10 protein-coding genes and 1 riboswitch are annotated in these 11,651 nt (G+C 44.3%); of the genes, 4 read left to right on the top strand and 6 right to left on the bottom strand.

What is annotated here, in order from left to right:
* Positions 1-97: 97 nt before the first annotated feature.
* On the top strand, positions 98-1,648 hold the full coding sequence (locus B5X68_RS15140) for a hypothetical protein (protein ID WP_229208432.1): 1,551 nt from the start codon (positions 98-100) through the stop codon (positions 1,646-1,648).
* 9 nt (positions 1,649-1,657) lie between these two features.
* Here the strand turns inward: B5X68_RS15140 and pyrR are convergent, their stop codons facing one another.
* Positions 1,658-2,197, bottom strand: a complete 540-nt coding sequence (gene pyrR / locus B5X68_RS15135) for a bifunctional pyr operon transcriptional regulator/uracil phosphoribosyltransferase PyrR (protein WP_082215766.1) — start codon at positions 2,195-2,197, stop codon at positions 1,658-1,660.
* A gap of 66 nt (positions 2,198-2,263) precedes the next feature.
* Between pyrR and pth the strand changes: the two genes are divergently transcribed.
* Positions 2,264-2,824 (top strand): aminoacyl-tRNA hydrolase, encoded by a 561-nt coding sequence (pth, locus tag B5X68_RS15130; protein WP_082215584.1) that lies wholly within the window; start codon positions 2,264-2,266, stop codon positions 2,822-2,824.
* A 603-nt stretch (positions 2,825-3,427) separates the two neighbouring features.
* Here pth and B5X68_RS15125 read toward each other — a convergent pair.
* Positions 3,428-4,819 carry an OmpA family protein gene (locus tag B5X68_RS15125; protein WP_082215583.1) on the bottom strand — a complete coding sequence of 464 codons (1,392 nt, stop codon included), beginning with the start codon at positions 4,817-4,819 and terminating at the stop codon, positions 3,428-3,430.
* Between the two features lie 73 nt (positions 4,820-4,892).
* On the opposite strand from B5X68_RS15125, the gene B5X68_RS15120 reads away from it, so the two are divergent.
* Positions 4,893-5,777, top strand: a complete 885-nt coding sequence (locus B5X68_RS15120) for a DMT family transporter (RefSeq protein WP_082215582.1) — start codon at positions 4,893-4,895, stop codon at positions 5,775-5,777.
* A gap of 117 nt (positions 5,778-5,894) precedes the next feature.
* Here the strand turns inward: B5X68_RS15120 and B5X68_RS15115 are convergent, their stop codons facing one another.
* From B5X68_RS15115 to B5X68_RS15105, 3 genes are all read right to left on the bottom strand, one after another.
* Positions 5,895-6,683, bottom strand: a complete 789-nt coding sequence (locus B5X68_RS15115; protein WP_082215581.1) for a PhzF family protein — start codon at positions 6,681-6,683, stop codon at positions 5,895-5,897.
* Positions 6,684-6,813: 130 nt separating this feature from the next.
* A complete protein-coding gene (gene treA / locus B5X68_RS15110) occupies positions 6,814-8,364 on the bottom strand; it encodes an alpha,alpha-trehalase TreA (protein WP_082215580.1) in 1,551 nt (516 codons plus the stop codon).
* An 11-nt stretch (positions 8,365-8,375) separates the two neighbouring features.
* Positions 8,376-9,305, bottom strand: coding sequence for a M20/M25/M40 family metallo-hydrolase (locus B5X68_RS15105; protein WP_141110310.1), 930 nt, complete (start codon positions 9,303-9,305; stop codon positions 8,376-8,378).
* A 139-nt stretch (positions 9,306-9,444) separates the two neighbouring features.
* A riboswitch (SAM riboswitch) is annotated at positions 9,445-9,552 on the top strand.
* A 124-nt stretch (positions 9,553-9,676) separates the two neighbouring features.
* Here B5X68_RS15105 and metX point away from each other — a divergent pair.
* Positions 9,677-10,726, top strand: coding sequence for a homoserine O-acetyltransferase MetX (metX, locus tag B5X68_RS15100; RefSeq protein WP_082215578.1), 1,050 nt, complete (start codon positions 9,677-9,679; stop codon positions 10,724-10,726).
* A gap of 86 nt (positions 10,727-10,812) precedes the next feature.
* Here metX and B5X68_RS15095 read toward each other — a convergent pair whose 3' ends face one another.
* Positions 10,813-11,583 carry a glycerophosphodiester phosphodiesterase gene (locus tag B5X68_RS15095; protein ID WP_082215577.1) on the bottom strand — a complete coding sequence of 257 codons (771 nt, stop codon included), beginning with the start codon at positions 11,581-11,583 and terminating at the stop codon, positions 10,813-10,815.
* Positions 11,584-11,651: the final 68 nt, after the last annotated feature.

The following is an 11,651-nucleotide window of genomic DNA, read 5'->3' as shown; positions in this document are numbered from 1 at the left end:
GATTAAAATAATTTATAATATTAATAGCAATGTTGTCCTTTTTGATGCAAAATTAGGGTAAATATTGAAGAGAGTTACACCCCTGAAGGAAGAAGTTATGAATAACCATTCTTTGCATTGGCCCAGGATTTTTTGCATGCTCTTTTTGTGCATACTTCCTGTTGCCGGTGCCTTCGCCCAGTTGCAACAGTCCGATCGTCTGGAAATACCCGCCAGTCCTACTTCTACAGAGCAATTCGAGGTTTTTAGTTTGGGCGAACAAGGTTTGTTATCCGTTATCAGGGGCAATGAGTGGTCAAATACTAGGAATGAGCAATGGCAGTTTGTTAAGTATGACACAACATTAAAAGTGATCTGGCGGACTGCTTACAAACTGGATTTCCGTTACATTCCGGTGATGGCATATAAAGGTGAAGAAAGCGGTTATTGGCTTTTCGCTGAGCCGGATACAGATCGTTTTCTCTTCATGCAGCTTAATTATAACGATGGTTCCATAGACACCTACAAAGGGAATTTGTTGTCGGGTGTGGATGTGCAGCAGTTCAAAGTGATCGGCAGCAAGGCATTGGTATCCGGTTATTACAGGTCCCGGCCTGTTGTGATCGTACATTCTTTTTTTGATCACACAACGCGTGTTCTGCCAGGGTTATTTGAGAAAAACACAGAACTAAATAACGTTGATATCAATGAAATTGACGGCTATATCAATGTTATAACCTATGCTTATCGTAAGAAAAACTGCGTTTTTGAGATCAAAACGTATAATTACGAAGGCAAACTTTTGAAGAAAACAACATTAAGCGATCCAAGATACAGCTTCATTTCCGGCCAGATTGTGCCATTGAATCCGGATGATTCCTACCTGATCGGCAATTATTCTGTCGGCTGCACTCAATATTCCCAGGGTTTATACGTGACGCATGTGGAGCATGATGAGCCTGGGGAGCCGCAGTTTATCGAATTTTCTGAATTGCAGAATTTTTTCAATTATATGAAACCAAAGCGCCGCGCACGCATGATGGAGCGCATTGCCAATCGGAAAAGTATGGGCAAAGAAAACAAGTTTCGTTACAGGTTGCTGGTTCACGAGCTGATCCAGACGGAGAACGAAATTGTGCTCGTTGCGGAAGTTTATTATCCCAATCAAAGATCCACGAGCCCGATCATTACCGGGGGCATTTCAAGACCTTATATCTCACGCTCTCTCGAGGGTTATCGCTATACACACGCCATTGTTTGCGGGTTCGACAGAAATGGAAAGTTTATGTGGGATAACACCATTACCATCAAAGACCTGACAAGCTACGACTTGCAGGAAATGGTGCAGATCACGCAAGTGGACGATTATTTTGTGCTGGCATATCCCCAGGAAGGTGAAATCCATACGGAGGTGATCAGCCGCAATAAGGTGGTTGTAGAGAGCGAAAAATTTAAGATTACGGCCAAATCAGAGAAAGAAAAAGTGCTTAACAATGAGGATGGCTATCTTTCCCCGTGGTACGGACAATATTTTCTTGCTTATGGCATGCAACGCATCGGCACCTCGTCAATAGGGCAGGGCCGGGAAGTTTTTTACATTAATAAGCTTACTTACAAGACAGAAGATATCGGTAAAGCAACAAAAGAAGAGGCGTCACGTCCACGCTGATATGCGGCTTTAATCCACCATCCAGATGCGGTCCGCTTCGAATCCTTGTTCCTTCCATTCAACCTGCACGCGCTGACTTTCCACAGTGCTAACCTGCATGCCAACATAATCCGGGTCAATAGGGATTTCGCGGTTGTAGCGTCGGTCGATCAGCACCATTAGCTCAACGGTTTTAGGCCTTCCAAAGGCAGTCATGGCATCCAGGGCGGCCCTTACCATGCGACCGGTCGATAGGACGTCATCGATGAGGATCACTCTTTTTCCCTCGATTAAAAAAGGCACGTTTGTTTTATTCGGCAAAAGCGGAGATTCCCTTCTGCGGAAATCGTCCCGGTAGAAAGTAGCATCCAGGTAACCCAGCGGAATGTCTTTTCCCGTGCGCTCTCTAAGCTCGGCGATGATGCGCTCGGCAAAATATATTCCCCGCGGTTGCAGTCCCATCACCACAGAATTGGAAAAGTCCTGGTGATTCTCAATCAGTTCCTGGCACAACCGGCTGGTCATGATCTCCAGTAAAGGGCTGCTAAGTATTAATCGTTTTTGGGGTATCATGTAAATTCCCTGAATTTTAGCCTAAATTAAGTGCTCAAAGATGAAATCAAAAACTTTTGACAAATGAAATATCTGATTGCCGGGCTGGGAAATATAGGTCCGGAGTACGCATTCACCAGGCATAACGTTGGATTTATGGTGCTGGACAGGCTGGCAGCGCAGCATGATTTTAAATTTTCTTTCGAGAAGCTGGCTTTTGTTGCGGAGTGGAAACACAAAGGCAGGCATATTTATTTTATAAAACCAACTACGTTCATGAATCTAAGTGGCAAGGCAATCCGCTACTATATGGACCAGTACAAAATTCAGGAGGAAAATTTGCTGGTGATACTGGATGAGCTGCAACTTCCGTTTGGAACCTTGCGGATCAAACCAAAAGGAAGTCATGGAGGACACAATGGACTGAAAAATATTGAAGAACTGCTTGCATCGACCAATTATCCACGTTTGCGGTTTGGAATAGGAAATAATTTTCCGCGTGGAAGGCAAGTAGATTATGTTCTAAAACCTTTTTCCAATGAAGAAATGAAAGAACTGCCTATATTTTTGGACAATGCCGGCGATATGGTGCTTTCGTTTTGTACTTTGGGAATACAATCAACAATGAATAATTATAACCAATGATTGTACTATTTAAAGAAAATATAAATATTTCAAGAATTCTATTTATTCTGTAAATTGAGCTTTTATCAAAAGATTAATAAATAAAAATTTATAAATGTGGTATATTGTAATAAAAAAGATGCTCAAAACCAGCATTAGTTCCAAATATAATTTTGTTGCCTGATTTTCAGGATGCTTGTAATATCAAAATTAATGTGGACCTTTGTATCACGGTTCTCCGAAATAAAAATAGAATAAATCAAAGGAAATAATATTAATGTTTTTACCTTTGTAAAAGTTTAAGCAGTTTCGTTAGCCGCTCAGTCACAAGTTAATAAGACGAAAGCAGTTCGAAATGCGAAATGAGTAAAATAAGCAATGTTTGACAGCAAATCTGAAATACAATTTGCTTCGTATATAGGCCAAATGTTTCCGAATTGTTAGTATGGAAATTGGAGTATTATTCAAAACATTGTTACTTTATATAAAAAGAGATTCAGATACGCTTGCATTGATACAGTTTATTCGGTTAGCACACCGGAATCAATTGCAAAAGATATAAAAGATAAGAAAAGGTTAAGGGTTTAGGAATAGTCAGTATAAAGCCGTCTCAGTGAGATGGCTTTATCTTTTTATGGGCTCAGCCCAAATTTCCACGCGACGGTTAGAACGTTTCAATGCTTCCGACTGATTCATGCGGCTAGGCTGCGCAGATCCATATCCCGAACCCGCTATGCGGTCTGCAGTAATTCCTTTTCCCAATAAATAACCTTTCACCGTCTCCACACGCTTGTTCGAAAGTTCAAGGTTTTTAGCAAAATCCCCCGTGTTGTCTGTGTGGCCTTTCAGAATAATTCGCAGGTTTTCTTTCTTCTGAAAATAGGAAACAAGGGAATCAAGCCCCCTCAATGCATCATCTTCCAGCACATCCGTGCTTTGCGTAAAATACAAGGTCGATAACGGCGCGTCATAAGTCGACTCAGAAAGGCTGATCAGCGACTTCACTTCCTCAAAACGGTTTGAAACTTTTACAGACACGCTTTTAGGCTGAAATCCATCCGCTTGCGCCGATATGCGATAAGTTTCATGCGGGCGAAGTTCAAAATTATAAATCCCGTTCACCGTTTTTGTGGACGCCACCAGAGAGTCTGTGCTGGACTTCCGAACGGTCACATCGGCATCATTGACCGGCTTCAAATTTTTGCCGTCATAAACTCGTCCGGTAACGATTGCGAGATTCGTGTTTCTTTTGGCTGTCTCTTTTGGCGCAGGCTTTTCCTCCGATTCCTCTTCTTCCTTCTCGGCAATGGGCGCTTTGGGAGCCCTGCTGATAGTCTGGTAACTTCTTCTGACAAACACAGGCGTCATAACGCGGTCATAAACACGGATCAGCACAATGGAACCGGCACTGGATTCATGATTCGCGATCAGGTCGTCCTGGAAAAAATTTAGCACCTGGTCGGTATCCAGCATTCCCTCCGTTCCGGGATCTTTGAATTCCAGTTTGGACTGACCGTTGATATACATTTTAATAGCCTTGGTTTCAAAATCGCGCGAGTACACATAATGTACATACCGATTTGCGCGCACAGGTGCTTTTTCTCCAATTGCAAAATCGTAGAAATTGAGCTTGCCGTCGTAGATATAACTGCCGTAGTCGCTTTTCCGGTTTTTAAAATCGAGCACTCTTTTCCAGCTGTCGAGCTCATCCATTTTGAAATAAATCTCGACAGTAAAAGATTTGCTCAGGAAACCCTTGGCCTCTGTGTTGTTGAACTGTAAACCGCTGTTTTTTTCAAATTGATAAATCGTCCTGCTCAGATCGTCGGAACCTGGAATTTTTTCCTTAACGTACTTTCCAGGCTGTCCGAGCACTTTTAATGCAGGGCCTCCATTTTCAATTGGGGTAAGGCCATTGTTAAAGTCGTAAGTCCACTGGCTTTGCGAGAAGGAAGGAAAGTAAAGTCCGGTAAGAAGAATGGCCAGAACACACTTTGCATTTATTTTATCAATCATGCCCAAAAATATAAAAAGTGCAGGGGGAACCCGAAATGCATCGCGTATTTTTGGATCATAATTCTGTTTAAGCGTGAAAAACATTGGTATTGGTCTTCTCTTTTCCATTCTGTGGTCGTCTGCATCCGTCGCCACCAAGTTTGGGGTCCGGTCAGCTGCTCCGTTAATACTGGCAAACGTTCGCTTCTTTATCGCTGGTATATTGTTACTGACTTTTTCGTATTTACTCAGCAGGGAAAAGTCTTATCGATTGCCCAACAAAAAAGAGTGGAAGCAGCTTGCGCTCTTTGGTTTTCTTAATACAACGCTTTATCTCGGTCTCTACATGTATGCCATGAAATTTACCGCTGCCGGAATTGGCAGTCTGGCCGTCTCAATCAATCCACTGATCATTGTCCTGCTGTCGTCCTGGTGGCTCAAAAGGCATCCCCGCCCGGAAGAATGGTTAGGGATCATTCTCGGAATGGTGGGTGTAGGCGTTGCAACATATCCGTTACTGGTCGATAGTTTTACCACCGTTGAAGGCATTATATTGTTGCTTATCAGTATGATAGCCGTTTCTGCCGCCAGTGTTTACTATGCAACGGTACAATGGGAGTTGCCGAATTTGCTGATCAATGGCTGGCAGGTTTTCTTAGGCGGCGTTTTCCTGCTTCCTGCAACTTTACTTTTTGCCGATTTTTCAACAACGGTCTGGGACGGTACATTCTGGTATCCGGTGCTCTGGTTAAGTCTGGCCGTATCAATAGTCGGCCTGATATGCTGGTTTTATTTATTAAGAATCGACACGGTCAAAGCCTCCTTATGGCTCTTCCTATGCCCGCTGTTCGGCTTTTTCTTTGCCTGGTGGCTTATGGACGAGCCAGTCACCATGTACACGGTTGTAGGAACGGTTTTGGTAATCGCAGGATTGTATGCAGGGCAGCGCAGGAAATTAGTGAATGACAGAATGAAATAATGAATGAATGACAGGGTTGCAGTGCGATGAATAATAGGCTGGTGGGACTGTATGTGAATGTATTTTTTTCATTTAACATTCAGTCATTCAGTCATTCACTAATTCACTCATTCAAAATCAGTCAATCAAAATCTCCCCCTTCAAATAAAGCCTTGCCTGGCCGCCAATGTGTACGCGGTCGCCGTCTAGTTCGCATTTGAGATATCCGCCCCGTTTTGAAAGTTGTCTGGCAGTTAATGTTGTTTTGTCGAGTTTTTCTGCCCAGTAGGGAATTAATGTTGTATGCGCTGAGCCGGTTACGGGATCTTCATCGATGCCGGATTGCGGCGCGAAAAAGCGTGACACGAAATCAACGTCCTCTCCGGCAGCCGTAACTATGATGCCTCGGGCCGGAATTGTCGATAGCACGATAATGTCAAAATCCAGGTTCTTAACGACATCTTCAGACTCCAAAACCACCATGTAATCCGTTTTTCCTTTATAAACTTCCAGCATTGTTGTGTCCACAAGGCTTTCTACCAAAGCGGGTGGAGGGACAGCGATGTGGAATTGGTCAACTGGAAAATTCAATGTAAGCCAATCTTCTTTACAATCCACACGGAGCTCACCGCTGCGTGAATCAAATCGGATAGACTTGCCTTCGTAATTCTGGATATTGAAAATCACATAGGCGGCTGCCAGTGTAGCGTGCCCGCAGAGGTCAACCTCAACTGATGGCGTAAACCAGCGAATGTGAAAACCGTTTTCAGTTGGAACGTAAAATGCAGTTTCGGCCAGGTTGTTTTCAGCAGCAATGTTGAGCATCGTCTCGTCTGAAAGCCATTCATTCAGAGGAACAATCGCAGCAGGATTTCCACAAAAGAGTGTGTCAGTAAACGCATCGATCTGATATATGGATAGTTTCATGTAATTCTGAAAAATGGGGTTAGCAACACCAAGGTATTAAAAATATTCTCGAATAGAAGAAGTTGCCTCTGGAAATTTTCAATAATATTATTAGAATCGGATAATAATTTCAACGGTGGTTTATACGTAACTAGCTCCTTTTGTTCTTCATCCGGAGATAAACACCATTCGTCCAGCCAAATCCCTCCTGGATCTCGTATTCGCCTCCGCCGGCAATCAGATTCGTGTCCGAGACATTATATTTTTCAAGCATTTTGCCCGAATGTTTAAACTCTTTATCCACCAGCGCTATCCATTCCGCACAAAGTTCATTGGCTGTCCGGTGAAAATTATAGTTGCGCAAGCCTTTGTAGGTGATCCATTGCAGCGGCGCCCAGCCATTCGGCGCGTCCCATTGCTGCCCGGTCTTTATGGTGGTGGTTAGCAAGCCGCCCGAGCGCATAAAATTGAGCCGGATATAAGCCCGCATATAATGGGATTGCGATTTTGTAGCCAGCTTAAAAAACAATGGATAGGTTCCTGCCAGCGTCACCGCTTTTGTAAAGGTTTGCTTTTTAAAATCATAATCCATGAAATAATTCCGCGTTTCGTCCCAAAAATAGGTTTGGATAGCAGCGGCCCTAACCCTGGCTTTCTCTTCAAAATACAAATGCATTTTCGTATTGTCATTCAGCAGATATGCCTCTGCCAGCGCTTTTTCGAGATGATGCATCAGACAGTTCAGGTCTACCGGGACAATGTCGGTGGTGTGAATGCTGGCAAAATCATTCTCATCCGCAAACCATCTGCTGCTGAAATCCCATCCCGACTCTGCCGCAGCCCTTATATGTCGGAAAACCGCTTCCGGCGCCATTTCAAACCGCTCTTTTGCCTCAATGCTCAATTCGACGTCCTCGCGGTAGGATTCCGGGCGCGGACTCGCCTTATCGTCCCAATACCGGTTTAGTAATGCGCCGTCGGGAAGTTTTACGAGTCTCCTGTGCGCTGTGAACGGTTCGTGCGTGGGGCCATCGTCCTGCATCCAGTAATCATATTCTTTTTGCAGCTGGGGCAAATAGCGTTTCAGGATTTTCTTTCCCGCCATATCGCTGTAAAGACGGACCATTAAGGAGAAAAACGGTGGCTGGGATCTGGTTAAATAGTAAGTCCGGTTGGCCGTAGGAATGTATCCGAAGCTATCGATCAGGTAAGCGAAATTGTTGACCATGCTTTCAATAAGATCCGTTCTCCCGGATTCTTTCAGTCCTAACATGGTAAAATAACTGTCCCAATAATATATCTCGCGGAAACGTCCGCCGGGCACAACATAAGGGAACGGAAGGGGAATCAGCGATCCGCCACGCTCCTGGTTTTCGGGCTGCCGCGTGAGCACAGACCATAGTCTTTTTATGTTTTCCGACGTTGACGAGCTCGTATCCGCCTGAAAAGCGGACGCAATGTGCGCAGGCATTCGAAAATACTGGCTTACAAACGCTTGAAGGTCGAAATCCGGTTCGTCTTTCTCATGATGATATCTTTCAATGATCAGGACGGGATCTTCCAGGGGAATTGCATCCGCAAATGTTTTGGAATCCTCAAAAATATGACTGTGCTGGATATCACGAAACAGCGTTCCATACAAGTCCTCAGGAGAAACATGTGATTGACCATACGTGAAAGCGGGAGCAATGAATCCGTACAAGCTTGTGGTGGTTAGAGAACTGGGGTGAATTTGAGTTTGGGCAATTTCATCGCATTTTCTATCAGATGAATCTGAATACCCAAAATGCCTGCTGCGGCTTTATAATCAATTTTTTCAGGATCGTCGGTCGGTTTGTGATAGTCGTCGTGGCCACCTGTGTGAAAGAAAAGGACCGGAATGTTTTTGGCATAAAAAGACCCGTGATCCGATCCGCCGCTTCCTGCTTTATCGGTAAAAAACCGGGTATCGCTTTTAACTTCCTTAAATATTTCAGGCCATTCGCCACTCGTTCCGAAACCGCCGATGCCCACGCCGCGGCTTGCATCATAACGACCGATCATGTCCATATTGGACATGAAATTGATTTTATCCAATGATAATGTAGGATTGTTAACAAAATGACGCGATCCCAGCAGCCCCAGTTCCTCTGCTCCGAAAGCGATAAACAGGAAGTTATAAGGCTCGTTTACATTGTTCCGGGCAAAATATCTTGCAAGTTCCAGCAATCCGGCAACGCCCGATGCATTATCATCAGCTCCGTTATGAATTTGCCCTTCTGGTTTTTCGGCTTTCGAACTTCCCTGTCGGCCGAGGCCAAGGTGGTCAAAGTGAGCGCCAATAACGATGGTATGCTCCGCCCCGTTATCCAGAAAACCGATTACATTATTGGTTTTGCGTAAACTGTCGGGAACAACGACCCGCCGGATTTTGGCAGTAAATGGCTGATAAAACCCGTCTGTTCCTTTGGGTTGAAGTCCGTATTTCTTAAACTGTTTTTTTACATATTTTGCAGCTTTTTGATTTTCCTTGCTGCCAGTTCCGCGGCCCTGCATTTTGTCGGACGCGAGCTGGTATACATGCCTGGAAATATTTTCGGGGGAGGGTAGTTGGGCAAAGGTACTTTGGCAAAGAAAACAAAGGAGGAACAAATAATTTTTCATCGAACGCAGTAACATTAAAGGGCAAAGATAAACTGCCCTGCATCCCCTGCAAAATAGAATTTGCGCTTTTATTTGCATTTTCAGGCATCCGCGCTTAATATTGCAACATCAAGTCAATTGCTTCACCTTGTGTGCGGTTGATTTATAAAGAAGAGGCGAGAGAATGGGCTCAATGAACCTCTGGCAACCTGCTACCACAATGGAGAAAGGTGCTAATTCCCACCTAAGTTATTAGGAGATATAAACTCAATTCGCGTGAACTTACAGTTAGAAATTTCCGTAAGCCGGATGGCTTTATTCTCGCATCTGCTCTGTGGATTCCATGGAACAGTCTGTTAAATTTTTGAATTAAATCCTGTGCTCAGGCACTTATGCAAGCGGAACAGAGAACATTTAAATATCCTTACGCCTACGCGTTGGAAATGGGCGGTGAATTACCGGGCTTTGAACTGTCCTATACCACTTATGGAACGCGAAATGCCGACAATAGTAACATTGTATGGATCTGTCACGCATTAACAGGCAGTTCCAACGCCGCAGAATGGTGGGATGGCCTGGTAGGTGACGATAAGTTTTTTGATCCTGCCAGATATTTCATCGTTTGTGTGAATGTGCTGGGATCGGCGTATGGCTCGACAGGCCCGTTGAGCATTAATCCACGGACGCATAAACCTTTTTACAGAACATTTCCGACTATTACCGTTCGCGACGTCGTCGGTGCGATGGATTTGCTGAGACAGGAAATGGAGATCAGGAAAATCAAGCTTTGTATCGGCGGCTCGCTGGGTGGCCAACAGGCGCTGGAATGGTCGGTGGAGGTGCCGGATCTTTTTGAAGAACTCATCATAATCGCTTCCAACGCATTGCATTCTCCCTGGGGCATTGCTTTTAACGAATCACAGCGGATGGCAATCGAGGCAGACCCGACATTTAATGACGGCACGGATGAAGCGGGAAGCATGGGCATGCGCGCTGCGAGGTCTATCGCATTGCTTTCGTACAGAAATTACGATACTTATAATTTTACGCAGGCGCGCGATAATCCCGATCAGATCGATGATTTTCGGGCTTCTTCTTACCAGCAATATCAGGGCGATAAGTTCGTGAAGCGGTTCAATGCATATTCGTATTGGACGCTTTCCAAGATAATGGACTCACACAACGTGGGTCGTAACCGTGGCGGGATCGTGCATGCATTGGGTTTGGTGAAGGCCAAAACCTTGGTGCTAGGCATCAAATCCGATTTACTGTTCCCTTTATCCGAACAACAATTCCTGGCCCGGCACATTCCGGACGCTGTTTTTCAGGAAATTGACTCATTATATGGACATGATGGCTTTTTGATCGAGTATAAACAGCTTACACAAGTGATCAGGGCCTGGCAAGAAACGAATGGCAAATTGCAAACTGCCAGGATTTGAAAATTTAAACAGAAAAAAAGCATTAGGACATAAAAAAACGCCGCTTGGAGATTTCTCTAAGCGGCGCTTTTTATTTCCTTGCAATGTTATTTTGTAATTTTTAAAAGCAGTTCCGGCTCGTTAGTTGTAATGTAATCGACGCCTTTTTCCAGGAACCATTTCATTGATTCTTCATCATTTACCGTCCAGACATTGGTTGTGAGTTTTTTGTCGCGGATAGCAGCAATGTATTCGGGCTTTTTCTTCAATACGCCCTGGTTATAGTCAATGCCGTCGAGGCCGGCAGCCTGAATTTCGTCCGGCGTTTTGTCTCCGTTCAGATACTCAACGTGTGCTTTTGGCGCCAGTTCTTTCACTTTTTTACAAACATCAAAATCAAATGCAATGTAGTCTGTAATGTGTTCCACCTTTAATTTTTTGACCATTTCGACACATTTCGTGGCTAATGCCAGCGAACGCTCCTTACCCATCGAAGAGGTTTTTATTTCAAGGATCAAACGCGTTTTCTTTTGTTTTGCACCCGCTTTCAAGTAAGCTTCCAGTGTCGGCAATGCAGTTCCGTCTTCCAGCTTGATCTGCGAAAGCTCCTGAGAACTGGTCTTTTCAATGTGTGTTCCTTTGATTGCGTGGTCATGAAGTACATAAATCACCGAATCCGCCGACATATGCACGTCAAATTCGCTTCCATAGCAGCCCAGCTTGATCGCATGCTCCAATGCGCCGATGGAATTTTCTGTTACGCCAGTATTTTTCCACGCACCGCGGTGCGCAATGACTTTGTTCTTGTTTTGAGACATGCTTTCAAAAGCGGTCAGACTAAGCAAACCGACTGCAATAATGGATAAGAATTTTTTCATTTTTTTGAATTTGGACTAATATAAAAAGAACATGCTAACCTGGATTTACCCTGAACCGTTTTCCAAAG

Origin of the sequence: Dyadobacter psychrophilus (assembly GCF_900167945.1) — a bacterium.
GTDB lineage: Bacteria > Bacteroidota > Bacteroidia > Cytophagales > Spirosomataceae > Dyadobacter > Dyadobacter psychrophilus.
The sequence above is the reverse complement of the archived record's forward strand: the minus strand, read 5'-3'. Positions and strand labels throughout refer to the sequence as shown.